The organism is Anaeromyxobacter sp. Fw109-5 (assembly GCF_000017505.1).
Lineage (GTDB): Bacteria > Myxococcota > Myxococcia > Myxococcales > Anaeromyxobacteraceae > Anaeromyxobacter.
The window spans coordinates 4,178,318-4,193,317 of sequence record NC_009675.1 but is presented as its reverse complement, the minus strand read 5'-3'; the positions used below and the strand labels follow the sequence as shown (position 1 = coordinate 4,193,317).

The window sequence follows — 15,000 nt, the reverse complement described above, 5'->3', positions numbered from 1 at the left end:
TGCCCGGCAATCTAGCTCCGGGACGGTCGTTGCAGAAGCCCGCGGCGCGGCTTTCGGGGTGCGCGCACGGTCGTTCAGCGCTCGAGCCGCTCCGCCTCGGTCTTGCAGTCGATGCAGAGATCCGTCACCGGCCGTGCACGGAGCCGCGCGGCCGCGATGGGGCGTCCGCACGACGTGCAGCGGCCGAAGGTGCCCGCCTCGAGCCGCGCGAGCGCCTCCTGGATCTTCGAGATGAGCCGGCGATCCCGGTCGCGCAGGCGGAGCGCCCAGTTGCGGCCCTCCTCGAGCGTCGCGCGGTCGTTCGGATCCGGCACCTCGTGGGCGCCGTCGGCCATCTCGTGCACCGCCCGTTCGCCCTGCCCGAGCAGCGCGCCGAGCTGTTCCTCGAGCAGCGCGCGGTAGCGATCGGTGTCGCGCTTGCGCATGGGCGGCCCTCCTCGACGGGTCCACCACGACGGTAGCGCGATCGGGAAAACGGTCACAAGCGTCCTTGCCGGGGGCGAGACCTGACCGTATCCTCGCGCGGTGCGCGCCCGGCTCCTGAGCGTCCTCGCGATCGTCCTCGTCGCTGCGCCCGCGCTCGCCGCCGCGCCGCCGCCCCCGGGCGGCGTGCCGGACATCGCCGGGCCGCGGAGCCTCGCGCTCTCCGCCGGGGTGGGGCTCGCGGCGGGCAACGACGGCATCCTCCTCAACCCCGCCAGCACCGCGGCGCGCCGCCGCTACTCGATCGAGGCGGCCGGCTTCGTGGATCGCCGCGGCTCCGACAGCGTCGCCGAGATCGTGGGCGGGTCGGTGGTCGACTCGCTCTCCTCTCCGGTCGCGGCGGGCCTCTCCTACCTGCGCGCGATCGACGGCGACTACGAGGGGAACATCGTCCACCTCGCCCTCGCCGGCCCGATCGCCGAGAAGCTGTTCCTCGGCGTCGCGGGCAAGTGGCTCTCGCTCGACGCGACCGAGAAGGTGAGCGCCGCGACCGTGGACGCCGGCCTCTTCTGGCAGGTCGGCGAGTGGCTGTCGATCGGCGCCGCCGGCTACAACCTCGTGGACATCGCGAACGAGGAGGTCGCGCCGATGGGCGTCGGCGCGGGCCTCACGCTCGGCAACGATCGCGCCTTCCAGATCACCGGAGACTGGCGCGCCGACCTCGACCGCGGCGAGGAGACGAAGAACCGCTACGGCGTCGGCGCCGAGGTGCTCCTCGGCGGCCTCGTCCCGCTGCGCGCCGGCTGGGCGCGCGACGAGGTGATCGACACGTCCTGGTGGTCCCTCGGCGCCGGCATCGTCACCCGCGGCGGCGTCGCGCTCGACGTCGGCTACCGCCAGAGCCTCGACTCGACGTCGGCTCGCACGATCGCCGCGTCCCTCAAGCTGTTCCTGTTCGATTAGAGCGGCCGCCCGCGCTGAGACTGTCGAAGCACGAACCCAGGGGAAAGGGGCCGTGGCGCGCCGCGGGCGCGGGGGCTCGCGTCCTCGGCGGACACGATGGACGGGGACAAGGTACGGGGACCGGTTCCGTCCGCAGGCGCCGCTGGCAATGCGGGGCCGCACGGGCGTCAGCGAGAGAGGGCGAGGGCGCCTTGGCGGCCAACCGCATTGCATGCGGTCCGTGGATCGACTCGGTGCCGACCGCGTCCAGTGTCCGCCTTGCGGGCGCGAGCCCCCGCACATGGGGCGGCGCGCGGCGGGCGTAGTTGGATTGCGGGCAGGCCGTCACACGTCCGGCAACACGACCGGCTTCCCCGTGTCCCCGTTCTCTCCGCGCCAGACCCTCACGCCCCACACCTCGCTCACCCGCGCGTCCGTGAGCACGTCCCCCGGTCTCCCTTCGGCGACGACCTGGCCGCCGGAGAGCACCACGAGCCGGTCGCACGCGGCGGCGGCGAGGTTGAGGTCGTGCAGGACCGCCACCACGCACAGCCCGCCGCGGGCGGCGACCTGCGCCATGCGCATCGCCGCGACCTGGTGGGCGAGGTCGAGGAAGGCGGTCGGTTCGTCGAGGAGCAGCACGCGCGGCTCCTGCGCGAGCGCGCGCGCGAAGAACACGCGTCGGCGCTCGCCGCCGGAGAGGGCGTCGAGGCGGCGGCCGGCGAGGTGGACGAGATCGCAGGCCTCGAGCGCGCCCTGCACCGCGCCGTGATCCAGCCGCGTCGCCACGGCGAGCAGCCCCTGGCGCGGCGTGCGCCCCATCATCACGGCCTCCCGCACGGTGAAGGGCCAGCCGACGCGCGGCTCCTGCGGGACGAGCGCGCACACGCGCGCGACCTCGCGGCGCGGCGCGGCGTGCGGATCGAGGCCGGCGAGCCGGACCGTGCCGGAGGACGGCGCGGCGAGCCCGGCGATGAGCCGGACCAGGCTGGACTTGCCCGCGCCGTTCGGGCCGAGCAGTCCGACGAACTCGCCCGCCCTCGCCGTGAACGACACCTCCGACAGCGCCGGGCGCGGGCCGTAGGCGAACGAGGCGCCGCGCACCTCCACGATGGGGTCGCTCGCCGCCGGCGCGCTCACGAGGCCTCCGACGGGCGCTCGGTGCGCCGGAGCAGCCACAGGAAGAAGGGGCCGCCGAGGAACGCGGTGACGGCGCCCACCGGCGGCTCGGTGCCGAGCGGCAGGAACGCGAGCCGCGCGAGCGCGTCGGCGAGGACGAGGAACGCCGCGCCGAACAGCGTCGAGGCCGGCACGAGCAGGCGGTGGTCGGGGCCGACCACGCGCCGCACGAGGTGCGGGACGATGAGCCCCACGAAGCCGACCATCCCCGCCAGGGCGACCGCCGCGCCGGTCGCCGCGCTCGCCGCGAAGAACACCGCGGCGCGGGCGCGCCGGACGTCGACGCCGAGCGAGGCGGCCTCCTCGTCGCCCAGGGTGAGCAGGTTGAGGCGCGCCGAGAGCGCGACGAGCGCGCTCACGGAGAGGGCGACGAGCACCGCGCCCACCGCGATGGTCCCCGGCGACTCGTAGCCCACCGCGCCGAGCAGCCAGTACAGGAGCCGGCTCGCCTGCTCCGGCGGCACGAGCATCTTGATGAGGGTGATGACGCCCGCCACGAAGGCGTTGAAGACGATGCCGACGAGGAGGGCGGCCTCGGGCACCAGCCGGCCGGCGACGCGGCCGAGCCCGAACACGAGGGCGGTCGAGGCGATGGCCCCGAGCACCGCGCCCGCGGCCACGGGCGGCGCGGAGCCCAGGGCCTCGCCCGCGCCCCCCGCGACGCGGGCGAGCCACGTCGCCGCGACGAGGACGATCGAGCCGCCCAGCGCCGCGCCGCCGGAGACGCCGAGCACGAAGGGCTCGGCGAGCGGGTTCCGCAGCAGCGCCTGGAGCGCGGTGCCCGCGGCGGCGAGCGCGCAGCCGACGAGCGCCGCGAGGATCGCGCGCGGGAGCCGCAGCCCGAGCAGGATCGACGCGTCCGGCTCGCGGCCGGCGAGGGCCGCGCCCACGGAGATGGGCTGGGCGCCGAGCGCGCAGGAGACGGCGATGGCCACCGCCACCGCCAGCGCTCCGGCGGTGAGGGCGAGGCCGAGCCGAACGGCGGGCGAGAGCCTCACCGCGCGGCCTCCGGGTGGACGCCGCGGAAGAGCGCGTCGAGGCCGCGGACCATGCGCGGCCCGGCGCGCAGGAGGTCGTCGTTCGGGAGCCGGAACACGCGCCCGCGCCGCACGGCGGGGATCGCGGCGAGCCGCGCGATCCCCTCCGCGGGCTCGCGCGCGGCGGCGTCCACGACGAGCTCCGGATCGTCCGCGACCGCCTTCTCGAGCGGGTAGACCGGCCAGGGCCGCTCGCCCCGCACCACGTTCTCGGCCCCCACGATGGAGAGGAGCTCGTCGGGGAAGCTCCTCGGTCCCGCGACGACGAGCGGTTCCCGGCCGACGACGAAGAGCACGCGCTTGCGCTTCACCGAGCGCGCGCGGTGGCGCACCTCCTCCACCGCCGCCTCCAGCGCGCGCGAGAGCCTCTCGCCGCCCCGAGCGTCGAGGAGCGCCTCGCCGATGATGCGCGGGGTGGCGAGCACGTCGGCGACGCTGACGATCGGGATGGCGAGGATGGGGAACGGACGGCCCGAGGCGACGGACAGCTCCGCGATGCGCCGCACCGCGGCGACCGCGCCGCCGTCGGTCACCCACAGCAGGAGATCGGGCGAGAGCCCCAGCACCGCCTCCGGGCTGGGGTCCAGGAACCCGCCCACCCGCGGGAGGTGCCGGACCTCGGGCGCGTCGTCGAGCCGGGTCACCCCCACGAGCCGATCGGCGTGGCCCATGGCGACCACGACGTCCGTGAGGCTCGGGGCGAGCACCACGATCCGGCGCGGGGGGGCCTTCGGCCTCGGGCCCACCCAGATCGCGCCGCCCTCCGCCGCGCCCTTGCCGCTCGGGCGCAGCGGGTCGTCCGCCGCCGCGCGCGACGGGGCGAGCGCGGCGGCGGCGACGGCGAGGAGGACGGCGGCGGCGGTGCGGGTCACTCGCTGCATGCGACGTCGGAGGCCCAGGCGAAGTAGACGGTCGGGCACACCGGGACCGCCGTGCCGACGGTGCGCGCTGCGGGATCGAAGGGGAGCACCGCGCCCGAGGCCTGATCGGTCACATAGCCCCGATCCCCGCAGAACGCGAGGTTGCCGGGGACGAACCCGGGCGGCGTCGCGACCGGCGCGCGGGGCGTGGGTGCGCCGGAGATCTCGACGGGGAGGAGGCCGCCGGGCGCGAGGTCCGGGAAGCCGAACGAGCCGCAGGAGACCCAGAGCGTGGAGTCGCTCACGGCGAGGCCGCCGGGGTTCTTGCACCCCTCGCCGAGGTCGACGATCGACACGCCGCCGCTGGCCGCCTCGATGACGGCGAGGCGACCGGACCCGGCCGGCTTGCAGTACTCGAAGAACCCGCCGCCGCAGTCGGCGTACTCGAGGTTCGAGAGGGTGACGAACACCCGCTGCCCCACCGCGAGCGCGCTGGCCGGGAACGGGTAGGCGCCCGCCGTCGCGGTCCCGTCGATCGCGCGAAGGTCGATCGCGCCGTCGGTCGCCGCGCACCCGCCCGCGCCCGGACCCGCGGCGAGGCAGGCGGGGAGGCCGGAGAGGTCGAGCTTGGCGATGGCCTGCCCGGAGGGCGGCGCGCCCGGCGCGACCGCCTTGCCGAAGAGGGGCACGTAGGCCCGGTCGCCGACGGCGGCGAGGCCGTGCGGGTTCGCGCTCTCGCCGGGCATGACCACCTCGTCGAGGATGTCGCCCGCCGGGTCCAGGACCACGATGGTGCCGACGAACGCGTTCGCGGCGAAGATCGCCCCCCCGTGCACGGTGACGTCCTGCACGTCGGTGCCCGTGAGCACCGTCGTCGCCGCGGCGAGCTGCGAGCCCAGGGGAAGGACGCCGACGCTCGCAGGGACGCCGCCGTTCGCGGTGTAGATGGCGAGATCGCCGAGCGCCAGGGCGGTGGGGCTGCCGTTCGCGGCGAGCGGCGCGCCGGCGTCGCGGAGCTCCGCGTTCACCGGCCGGACGTCCGCCGAGGCGTAGCAGGCGACGTAGATCTCGGGGCGGCAGGCGCCGTCGCGGCACACCTCGCCGTCCGCGCAGCGGGCTCCGCAGGCGCCGCAGTGATACCGGTCGGAGGCCACATCCACGCAGGCGCGGTCGCAGGGGACGAGCCCGGCCTCGCACCCGGCGGTGCAGGAGGTCGCGCCGCCCGTGGTGGTGCAGTAGGCGGCGGCCTCGCAGGCCAGGCCGCAGGCGCCGCAGTTCTCCGCGTCGCGGGCGAGGTCGGTGCACGCGCCGCCGCACTCCGCGACGGCGTCGGCGCACGCGCACGCTCCGCCGCTGCACGTCTCGAGGGCCCCGCACGCGGCGCCGCAGGCGCCGCAGTGGGCCTCGTCGGAGAGGAGCGACACGCAGCGGCCGCCGCAGTCGGTCTCGCCCTGGGGGCAGACGAGCTCGTCCTTGCAGCCGGTGACGAGCGTCAGGGTGAGGGCGAGCGCGAAGAGGGTGGGGGTTCCAAGCGTTCTCATCGGGTCCTTTCCTGGGAGGAAGCGGCGCGGAGCGTGACCATCCACGTCCGGCCGGGGAGGGGGTTGCCGTAGCCGTCGACGAGCGTTCGGTCGTCTGCGACGTTGTCGACCTCGACGTGGAGCGCGAGCGCCGGTCGGCGCAGGAACCGGATCGATGCGCCCGCGCCGACCAGGGTGACGTCGGGCAGCGGGGTCTCCTGGTTCAGCACGCCGAGGTACTGGTCGCGCGCGTGCTCCACCTGGACGTGCGCGCCGAAGCGCCCGGGCGAGACGGCGGCCCGCGCGTAGAGGCGGTGCAGCGGCCGCCTCGGAAGCGCGTTCCCCAGCACCCCGGGGCTGCCGCGCAGCACCTCCGTCGGGAGGAACGTGTACGCGCCGGAGAGGGCCAGCCCGAGGGCGCGGCGCCACGGCGTGGTCGCGGCCTCGGCCTCCACGCCGGAGACGACCGCGCGGCCCGTGTTGAACGGGCGGAAGTGGCCGAGGCTCGCCGGCTCGTAGGTGATGATGTCCTCGTAGACGGCGGCGTGGCCGCCGACCGACAGGAGCCCGAGCGCGCCGTCGTACACCAGCGCGGCGTCCGCGCCCGCGCCGGTCTCGGGGCGCAGGTCGGGGTTCGGCGAGAGGAGGCCCTGCTCCAGGTGGAGCTCGGCGAAGCTCGGGACGCGGTAGGTCCGGCCGCCGCTGGCGCGGAGCGCGAGCCCGCGCGCGAGCTCGAATGCCGCCCCGAGCTTGGCGGAGACCCCCGCGAAGTCACCGGTCCGCTCGGCGCGCACCGAGGCGCCGATCCGCAGCCGGCCCCCGGCCAGGAGCAGGTCCTCGGCGAGGGCCCCGGCGAAGCCCGCGCGATCGCGCGTGCCGCCCAGCGCCTCGCTCTCGTAGCCCTCGTTCTCCGCCGACAGGACGGCGGTCAGCACGCCTACACCGTGGGTGAGCCCACCCTCGACCTCGACGCCGATGGCTCCGCCGCGCTGTCGCGTCGGCTCGGTCCCGAGCGTCGCGAGCTCTGTGTCCAGCAGGTCACGCCTGCCGTGGACGCGCCCGGCGAGCGTGAGCCGCGGCCGCACCTCGCGGGCGACGCGCAGCATGGCGAGCACGCGGCCGTCCTCCTGCCAGTCGCCCGGCGTCGGCTGGTAGGGGGAGCCGGGCAGCTCGCGCCGCCCCGCGGTCAGCTGGGCGAGGCCGTCGACGCGGAAGCCCCCCGCCAAGCCGCCGAGCTTCGCGATGGCCCCGGCGCGGCGCGCCCCGTTGTTCACCCGCGTCTTCTCCTCGACGGGACCGCCGGGTCGATCCGGGGTGCGGTCGAGCTCGTAGCTGAAGTCGCCCTCGGTGATCTCGCCGCTCGCGGCGGCGAAGAGCGCGAAGGGGCCGACCGGCGCGACCGTGTCGACGGAGGCCGCGTAGGTGCCGAACGCCCCGGCGGTCGCCTCTCCGGACACGTCGCCCACCTGGCCGCCCCGCGTCACCACGTTCACCGCGCCGCCCAGCGCGCCCGCGCCGAACTGCGCCCCCGCGGCGCCGCGCACGACCTCGATGCGGGAGATCCACTGGCGCGGGATGGTCGCGAGATCGACGCCGCCTCCCGCGGTGCCGAGCGGCAGCCCGTCGAGCAGGACCTTCACGCCGTCCGCGGCGACCCCGCGGATCGAGACCGTGGCGAGCTGGCCGAGCGTCCCGTAGCGGGTCACCGACACGCCCGGGGCGGTCGCGAGGAGCTGCGCGACGTCCTTCGCCTCGCCCTCGAAGCGCTCGGCGGTGACCACCGTCGCCGAGGCGGTCGGATCCTTCTCGACCTCCGCGCGCGGTACGCGGACCTCGACCTCGGGGAGCACGACGGGCGGCTCGCTCTCCTGCGGGGCGACGGCGGCCGCGGGCGCCGCGCGCGCGAGCGGCGCGAGCGCGAGCGACAGCGCGACGGAGAGGGCGCGCACGCGCCCCGGCGATCGGGAGATCGAGCTCAAGTCCTCGGGTCTCCTCCGGACCCGATGCATCCTTGCTCGCCGCGAACGGCGAGGCCGCGCACCATGCGCGACGTGCTCGAAGGGAGGTCTCCTGGCTCCCGGGCCGCGGAGGGTTGCCCCCGCGCGGTGCCTCCACCTTCCCACCGCGAGACGTCCACGGCAGTGGTGACTTCCGAGGCACCTTCACCCGGCTACAGTGGCGGGACCGCGCCGGACTTCGACCGGCTTCCCTGTTCCTCCGAGCCGCTGAAACGAAAACGAGCAGACGAGTAGCTCCCGCGCGCAACCGCTGTCAAGCGGCCGGTGCCCGGCGGTGCGAGCGAGCCCGGCCGGAGTTGCGCGGCACCGGCCGGGTCGCCCAGCAGATCCGCGGGCTTCAGCGCCGCGCGGTGGTCGCGCCTCGCGCCGGCGCGGTCGAGGGGGCCGCGCCCACCGTCACGTTGCCCTTCACCTTCGCGAGCCACGCGGGGCCGATCCCCTTCACCGCGAGCACGTCCTCCGGGCGGCGGAAGGCCTGGCGGGTGCGATGCGCCACGATCGCCTGCGCGCGCTTCTCCCCGATCCCGGGCAGCCGCATGAGCTCCCCCACGCTCGCGCGGTTCAGGTCGATCCGCTCGGCGCTCCCGAGCGCCTTCTTCGCCGCCAGCGCGGGGGCCGCCGCGAGGAGGAGCGCGGCCATCGTGGAGGCGAGGACGGCGCGGCTCACGGCCTCACCTCCACCGTCTCGAGCGCGGTGCGGCGCGGCCCTCCGTTCGCCGACGGCCGGCCGTCCTCGCGCTGCTCGCGGACCTGCAGCTTGTTCGTCCCGAGGGGCAGGGCGTCGAGCAGGATCGAGATGCTCCCGTCGCGGTTCGTGAACGCGACGCCGATCTTGGTCCACCAGGCCCGCTCCCCGTTCGTGCTCTCCGGGATGGCGTACACCGCGAGCTTGCGGGCGCCGCCGCCCTTGTCGTTCGAATCGCTCATCGTCTCTCCGTTCCGTTCGGGCGCGCTCCCTGCGCGCCGGGCGGTGGGGGAGCAGCCCCCGTGCCCGTCCGAACTCCGCGAGATCGCTGGAGGCGGGCACGGAACGGAGGTTCAGGGGCGCTCCCTGGCGGACGAGCGGCGGCCCTGCGCCGCGGCGTGCGTCAGGGAGAGATCGCCCCGCGCAGCCAGCGCGCCGTCTCGACGAAGGACGGGCCGTCGTGGATGAGGTTCCGCCCGCGGTCGGTGCTCGACGCGAGCACGCGCGGGGCGAACGCCCGGTCCCAGCCGCGCTCGCGCACGAGCGCCCGCGCGTCGATGGGGTGCTCCGGCTCGGAGAACACGATCACCCACTCCGGGGCGAGCCGAGGCACCTCGTCGAGCTCCGGCGGGGCGTAGGCGTCGGGCCGAGCTCCGTGGACCGGATCGAGCCCGGCGAGCCAGAGCAGGTCGTGCACGAACGCGCGCCCACCCGGACGCCGCAGGTGGCGCCCGAACCAGAGCTCCGCGTACGCCCGGGGTCGCGGCGCCGGCGCGGAGGCGACGAGGTCCGCGCAGGCGCGCTCCAGCGCGTCGCAGAGCGACCGCGCCTCGGCGAGCCGTCCGCAGAGCGCCCCGAGCGCGACCGTGTTCTCGAGGATCCCGAACCGGCTCTGCGGGACGGGCAGCAGCGCCACCGGCAGCCCGGCCGCGGCGAGCCGGCGCGCGAGCGGGAGCTGCACCCCGTCGGTGGCGATGACGAGCTCGGGGGCCACCGCGCGCACCGCCTCGATCTCGGCGGAGACGTAGTCGGCCACGACCGGCGCGGCGAGGCCGGGCACGTACCGCGCGCAGTAGGGCGTCACGCCCGCCACGGCGTCGCCAGCCCCGAGCGCGAAGAGCGTCTCGGTGGCGGACGAGACGAGCGAGACGATCCGTGCCGGGCGCGCGGGGAGCTCGAGCGCGGTGCCGAGGAGCGGGGAGGTGATCTTCACGGAACGACCGATCTCCAGGGCGGTGCGGTGCGGCGGGCGGCCTACGCCACCGCGCCCCCGTGCGGGAAGTGGGGCGTGTCGCCGAGGTCGAGCGTCCCGAAGCGCGCCTCGTACTTCTCGACGTTGTCCTGGATGGCGTGCATCAACCGCTTCATGTGCTTGGGCGTCGTGATGACCCGCGCGCGGACGGTCGCCTTGGGCGCCTGGGGCTGGACGTAGACGAGGTCGAGCGTGAACTCCGTCTCCGTGTGGTTGACCATCGCCATGTTCACGAACGCGCCGTTCGCGGTGACGGGGTCGATCTCGATCTGGAGCTGGATCGCGTGGGGCGGGACGCCGGGCTTGTCTGACATGAGGCGGTGTTACCATGCCGGCTCCGGCGACGCTGCCTGGACGGGGCCGCCGCACCGGGAACGTTGAAAGGCCGCCCATCCAGGGGTAAGCGATCGTTCGGTTGGCACGCACCGGCATCGAGCACGGGAGGGAGTTCGAGCTGCGCGGCGGCCCGGACGCCGTGCTGCTGCTGCACGGCCTGACCGGCTCCACGTTCGAGATGCACGTCGTCGCGCGCCGCCTCGCCGAGCAGGGGATGCGCTGCCTCGCGCCGGTGATGGCGGGCCACGGCGGCGAGGCGCGGGACCTGCTCGGCGTGCCCTGGCCTGAGTGGGTCGCGAAGGCGCGCCGGGATCTCGCGCGGCTCGAGGGGGCGCGGCGAACGTTCGTGGTCGGCTGCTCCATGGGCGCGCTCGTCGCCTGCGCGCTGGCCCACGATCACCCCGAGCGCGTGGACGGCCTCGTCCTGCTCGCCCCCGCGCTCGAGCTCCAGCTCCACGGGAGGCTGGCCGCGCTGCTCGGGCGACACGCCCCGCTCTCGCGCCTGGTGGTCCCGAAGACGGCGGGCTCGGACGTCAGCGACCCCGAGCAGCGCGAGCGCAACCGCGTCGCCACGCTCGAGGGCGTGCCGCTCGCGGCGGTGGCGCAGCTGCGCGCCCTCGCCGATCACGTGGACCGGCAGCTCCCCGGGATCGCCGCGCCGGCTCTGGTCGTGGCGGGCGCGCACGATCACACCGTGACCGTCGCGGGCGCGCGGCGGCTCGCGCGCCGCATCGGGAGCGGCCCCGCCCACCTCGTCGTCCTGCCGGACAGCTTTCACCTCGTGGGCATCGACGTGGAGCGCGACCTCTGCGCGGACGAGGCGGCGCGCTTCCTCGAAGGTCTTCCGGTGCCGGGCGCGCGCGCGGCGGGGAAGCCGCGGCCGAAGGGGAGGGCGCGCAAGGATCGCACCGGCGGCACGAGCGGGCGCGGGCAGGGGCGGCGTCCGCGCGCGAGGTGAGCATGGCTTCCTACGTCATGGCGATCGACCAGGGGACGACGGGCACCACCGTCCTCATCCTCGACAAGCGGCTCGCGCCCCGCGCCCGCGTGAACCAGGAGTTCCGGCAGATCTTCCCGAAGCCCGGGTGGGTGGAGCACGATCTCGACGACCTCTGGGGCTCGACGGTCGCGACGGTGCAGCGCGCGCTGCGCGAGGCGGGCCTGCGCGGGCGCGAGATCGCGGCCATCGGGATCACGAACCAGCGCGAGACCACCGCGGCGTGGGACCGGCTCTCGGGGCGCGCGCTCCACCACGCCATCGTCTGGCAGGACCGCCGCACCACCGACGCGTGCGCGTCGCTCAAGGCGGAGGGGCACGAGCAGCGCGTGCGGGAGAAGACCGGGCTCGTCATCGACCCCTACTTCTCCGCCACCAAGATGCGCTGGCTGCTCGACAACGTCCGCGGCCTGCGCGAGCGGGCCGAGTCCGGCGCCGCCGCGTTCGGCACCATCGACAGCTACCTCGTCTGGAGGCTCACGAACGGCGGGACGCACGTGACCGACGTCTCCAACGCGAGCCGCACGCTCCTCATGGACATCCGCGCGCGGGCGTGGGACCGCGAGCTGCTCGACCTCTTCGGCGTGCCGCGCAGCGTGCTGCCCGAGATCGTCCCCTCCTCGCACGTCTATGGCACCACCCGGAACGTGAAGGACCTGCCGGACGGGATCCCCATCGCGGGGATGGCGGGCGACCAGCAGGCGGCGCTGTTCGGCCAGGCGTGCTTCACGCCCGGCGAGGCGAAGTGCACCTACGGCACCGGGGCGTTCCTGCTCCAGAACGTGGGGGGCGAGCCGGTGCAGTCCTCGCGCGGCCTGCTCACCACCGTCGCCTGGGACGTCGGAGGCGAGGTGACCTACGCGCTCGAGGGCTCCTCGTTCATCGCCGGGGCGGCGGTGCAGTGGCTGCGCGACGGGCTCCGGCTGTTCAAGAAGACGCCGGAGGTGGAGGCCCTCGCGAAGCAGGTGAAGGACACGGGCGACCTCGTGTTCGTCCCCGCGCTCGCCGGGCTGGGCGCCCCGCACTGGCGGCCCGAGGCGCGCGGGGTGATCCGCGGCATCGACCGCGGCGTCTCCGCCGCGCACCTCGCCCGCGCCACCCTCGAGGGCATCGCGTTCCTCATCTACGACCTCGCGGAGGCGATGAGGGCCGAGGCGGGCAAGGCTTACCCCGTGTTCAAGGTGGACGGCGGCGCCTCGCAGAACGACCTGCTCATGCAGTTCCAGGCGGACCTGCTCGACGTCCCGGTCGAGCGGCCGCGCATGATCGACACCACCGCGCTGGGCGCCGCCTTCCTCGCCGGCCTCGCCATCGGCTTCTGGAAGGATCGCGAGGAGATCCGCCGGGCCTGGAAGGTGGGCAAGCGCTTCGAGCCGAAGATGAAGGCCGTCGAGCGCGAGGCGCACCTGGCGAAGTGGCGCCGGGCGGTGCAGAGCGCCTAGAGCACGCGAGCTCGATGGGGGAGCCGTTCCGCTCGTGGTTCGACAGGCTCACCACGAGCGGGCGACAGGCTTCACCACGAGCGGGCGACAGGCTCACCACGAGCGGGCGACGGGCTCACCACGAGCGGACGACAGGCTCACCACGAGCGGACGGTCGCGAGGAGCGGACGGAAGGCTCGCGAGGAGCGGACGAGCAGCGCGTTCGGAGGGACCGCTCGCCCTGAGCCTGTCGAAGGGCGAGACGAGGGCGCGCTCAGGCCAGGCGATCGAGCGCGTCCGCCACCGTCTCGACGCCGACCAGCTCGATCCCGGCGGGGAGCTCGGCGTGCCGCGCGTTCGCGGACGGGACGATGGCGCGCTCGAACCCGAGCCGCGCCGCCTCGGCGAGCCGGATCTCGGGCTGCGAGACCGCGCGCACCTCGCCGGCGAGCCCCACCTCGCCGAGGACGAGCGTGCGCGGCGGCAGGGGCCTGTCGCGGAAGCTCGACGCGAGCGCGGCGACGGCGGCGAGATCGGCCGCGGGGTCGTCCACGGAGAGGCCCCCGGCGACGTTCACGAACAGATCGCACCCGAGGATCTCCATCCCCACCTTCTTCTCGAGCACGGCGGCGAGCAGGGCCACGCGGTTCGAGTCGATGCCGAGCGCGGTGCGGCGCGGGGTGCCGAAGCCGGTCGGCGCCACGAGCGCCTGGATCTCCACGAGCAGCGTGCGGGTCCCGTTCAGCACCGCGGTCACGGCGCTGCCGGGCGCCCCCTCGGGCCGCTCGGCCAGGAACAGCGCAGAGGGGTTGGTGACCTCGGCGAGGCCGCCCGCCTTCATCTCGAAGACGCCGATCTCGCTCGCCGAGCCGAAGCGGTTCTTGTGCGCCCGCAGGATGCGGTACGGGTGCGCGCCGCCGCCCTCGAAGTAGAGGACGGTGTCCACCATGTGCTCGAGCACGCGCGGCCCGGCGATCGCGCCGTCCTTCGTCACGTGGCCCACGAGGAAGACCGGCGTCTCGCTCGTCTTCGCGTAGGCCATGAGCCGGGCGGCGACCTCGCGGATCTGCGTCACGGTGCCCGGCGCGCTCTGCAGCTCGGGCAGGTACTGCGTCTGGATCGAGTCCACCGCGACCGCCGCCGGCGCGAGCGCCTCGGCCGCCTGCAGCACCTTCTGGGCGTCGGTCTCGGAGAGCACCCGGAGGTTCTCGGCCCCGACGCCGAGCCGGTCGGCGCGGAGCTTCACCTGCCGCGCGGACTCCTCGCCCGAGACGTACAGGACGGGCTTGTCGGGCGTGGCGCGCGCGAGCCGGTCGAGCGCGGCGAGCAGCAGCGTGGACTTGCCGATGCCCGGATCTCCGCCGAGCAGCACGAGCGCGCCCGGCACCACCCCACCGCCGAGGACACGATCGAGCTCCCCGATGCCCGTCCGCTGCCGCTCCTCCTCGCGGGCCTCGACCTCGTGCAACGGGATGGGCTTCGCGGTGGTGGCGAGCCCCCAGCCACGAGGCGCCGCGCCCCTGGGCTCCGGGGCGGCGACCTCCTCCTGCATGGTGTTCCACTGCCGGCAGGCCGGGCACTGGCCGAGCCACTTGGGGCTCGTCTGCCCGCACTCGGCGCAAGCATAGACGGTCTTCGTCTTGGGAGCGGGGCGGGCCATGCGCTCCCGTAGCACGCCGGTCTGACCCATCCGGCGCGGCGGCGGACCCCGTGGGGCTCGGCGAACCGTTTCGGCGCCGGGCGCCTCAAAACGCACGACGGGCGCGTCGCCCGAGGAGCTCGCTCATATGACCGTGGACAACGGCGTTCGCGTGGTCGCCGGAACCGTCGTGCTCACCTCGCTCGCGCTCGGCGTCGCGGCGAGCCCGCTGTTCGTGTCGTCGCGCTTCCTCTGGCTCACCGCCTTCGTCGGCGTGAACCTGCTGCAGAGCGCCTTCACCGGGTTCTGCCCGGCGGAGATGATCCTGAGGAAGGCCGGCCTGCCCGACGGGAAGGGCGCCGGGGCCGAGGCCCCAGCGGTGCGGGCCGCGCCGCGCGCGTGAGCGTGCGTGCCCCGGCGGCGCGAAAGAGCCGCGAAGCCGGGCCAGGTGAAACGCGGCGGCGCCCGGAGCCGACCGGACGCCGCCGCCCTCGTCAAACCGCAGCGCTGCCGCGGCGCATCACGGCGAAGATGAGCGAGATGACCGCGAGGACGAGCAGCAGGTGCACCCACCAGCCGAGCGTCGCGCCGGAGACCATCCCGAGCGCCCACAGCACCACGAGCAGGATCGTGATTGTCCAGAGCATCGTTCCCTCCCGGATGAAAAGTACGCATCCGGCCCGCGCGCACG

General features: G+C 75.3%; 16 protein-coding genes and 1 riboswitch. Of the genes, 4 read left to right on the top strand and 12 right to left on the bottom strand.

Annotated features, from left to right (window positions below; translation table 11 throughout):
* Positions 1–74: 74 nt before the first annotated feature.
* Complete coding sequence (gene dksA / locus ANAE109_RS18370; protein ID WP_012098383.1) at positions 75–425, bottom strand: RNA polymerase-binding protein DksA; 351 nt, start codon at positions 423–425, stop codon at positions 75–77.
* Positions 426–525: 100 nt separating this feature from the next.
* Here dksA and ANAE109_RS18365 point away from each other — a divergent pair, with 100 nt between their 5' ends.
* Positions 526–1,386: a hypothetical protein gene (locus ANAE109_RS18365; RefSeq protein ID WP_012098382.1), complete on the top strand. Its 861-nt coding sequence runs from the start codon at positions 526–528 to the stop codon at positions 1,384–1,386.
* Between the two features lie 324 nt (positions 1,387–1,710).
* Here the strand turns inward: ANAE109_RS18365 and ANAE109_RS18360 are convergent, their stop codons facing one another.
* The 9 genes from ANAE109_RS18360 to ANAE109_RS18320 all read right to left on the bottom strand — a co-directional run bounded on the left by ANAE109_RS18360 (position 1,711) and on the right by ANAE109_RS18320 (position 10,230).
* The gene (locus ANAE109_RS18360; protein ID WP_012098381.1) at positions 1,711–2,505 is read right to left on the bottom strand and encodes an ABC transporter ATP-binding protein; all 795 of its coding nucleotides are present in this window, start codon (positions 2,503–2,505) and stop codon (positions 1,711–1,713) included.
* Positions 2,502–3,542, bottom strand: a complete 1,041-nt coding sequence (locus ANAE109_RS18355) for an iron ABC transporter permease (RefSeq protein WP_012098380.1) — start codon at positions 3,540–3,542, stop codon at positions 2,502–2,504. The genes ANAE109_RS18360 and ANAE109_RS18355 overlap by 4 nt, the downstream gene beginning before the upstream one ends.
* A complete protein-coding gene (locus tag ANAE109_RS18350; RefSeq protein ID WP_012098379.1) occupies positions 3,539–4,462 on the bottom strand; it encodes an ABC transporter substrate-binding protein in 924 nt (307 codons plus the stop codon). The genes ANAE109_RS18355 and ANAE109_RS18350 overlap by 4 nt, the downstream gene beginning before the upstream one ends.
* Positions 4,450–5,982 carry an MXAN_6577-like cysteine-rich protein gene (locus tag ANAE109_RS18345; RefSeq protein ID WP_012098378.1) on the bottom strand — a complete coding sequence of 511 codons (1,533 nt, stop codon included), beginning with the start codon at positions 5,980–5,982 and terminating at the stop codon, positions 4,450–4,452. The genes ANAE109_RS18350 and ANAE109_RS18345 overlap by 13 nt, the downstream gene beginning before the upstream one ends.
* Positions 5,979–7,940, bottom strand: coding sequence for a TonB-dependent siderophore receptor (locus ANAE109_RS18340; RefSeq protein WP_012098377.1), 1,962 nt, complete (start codon positions 7,938–7,940; stop codon positions 5,979–5,981). The genes ANAE109_RS18345 and ANAE109_RS18340 overlap by 4 nt, the downstream gene beginning before the upstream one ends.
* 69 nt (positions 7,941–8,009) lie before the next feature.
* A riboswitch (cobalamin riboswitch) is annotated at positions 8,010–8,212 on the bottom strand.
* Positions 8,213–8,316: 104 nt separating this feature from the next.
* Positions 8,317–8,646, bottom strand: coding sequence for a helix-hairpin-helix domain-containing protein (locus ANAE109_RS18335; RefSeq protein ID WP_012098376.1), 330 nt, complete (start codon positions 8,644–8,646; stop codon positions 8,317–8,319).
* Positions 8,643–8,906 carry a hypothetical protein gene (locus ANAE109_RS18330; protein WP_012098375.1) on the bottom strand — a complete coding sequence of 88 codons (264 nt, stop codon included), beginning with the start codon at positions 8,904–8,906 and terminating at the stop codon, positions 8,643–8,645. Before ANAE109_RS18330 ends, ANAE109_RS18335 begins: the two co-directional genes overlap by 4 nt.
* Before the next feature lie 161 nt (positions 8,907–9,067).
* Positions 9,068–9,877, bottom strand: coding sequence for an ABC transporter substrate-binding protein (locus ANAE109_RS18325; protein ID WP_012098374.1), 810 nt, complete (start codon positions 9,875–9,877; stop codon positions 9,068–9,070).
* 41 nt (positions 9,878–9,918) lie between these two features.
* Positions 9,919–10,230 (bottom strand): DUF3467 domain-containing protein, encoded by a 312-nt coding sequence (locus ANAE109_RS18320; protein WP_012098373.1) that lies wholly within the window; start codon positions 10,228–10,230, stop codon positions 9,919–9,921.
* Positions 10,231–10,331: 101 nt separating this feature from the next.
* Between ANAE109_RS18320 and ANAE109_RS18315 the strand changes: the two genes are divergently transcribed.
* The gene (locus ANAE109_RS18315) at positions 10,332–11,210 is read left to right on the top strand and encodes a carboxylesterase (RefSeq protein WP_012098372.1); all 879 of its coding nucleotides are present in this window, start codon (positions 10,332–10,334) and stop codon (positions 11,208–11,210) included.
* 2 nt (positions 11,211–11,212) lie between these two features.
* On the top strand, positions 11,213–12,691 hold the full coding sequence (gene glpK, locus ANAE109_RS18310) for a glycerol kinase GlpK (RefSeq protein ID WP_012098371.1): 1,479 nt from the start codon (positions 11,213–11,215) through the stop codon (positions 12,689–12,691).
* Between the two features lie 253 nt (positions 12,692–12,944).
* On the opposite strand, the gene radA is transcribed toward glpK, so the two are convergent.
* On the bottom strand, positions 12,945–14,330 hold the full coding sequence (radA, locus tag ANAE109_RS18305) for a DNA repair protein RadA (RefSeq protein ID WP_041448493.1): 1,386 nt from the start codon (positions 14,328–14,330) through the stop codon (positions 12,945–12,947).
* Between the two features lie 127 nt (positions 14,331–14,457).
* Between radA and ANAE109_RS18300 the strand changes: the two genes are divergently transcribed.
* A complete protein-coding gene (locus tag ANAE109_RS18300) occupies positions 14,458–14,712 on the top strand; it encodes a DUF2892 domain-containing protein (RefSeq protein ID WP_012098369.1) in 255 nt (84 codons plus the stop codon).
* A gap of 91 nt (positions 14,713–14,803) precedes the next feature.
* Here the strand turns inward: ANAE109_RS18300 and ANAE109_RS25010 are convergent, their stop codons facing one another.
* The gene (locus ANAE109_RS25010; RefSeq protein ID WP_012098368.1) at positions 14,804–14,956 is read right to left on the bottom strand and encodes a lmo0937 family membrane protein; all 153 of its coding nucleotides are present in this window, start codon (positions 14,954–14,956) and stop codon (positions 14,804–14,806) included.
* Positions 14,957–15,000: the final 44 nt, after the last annotated feature.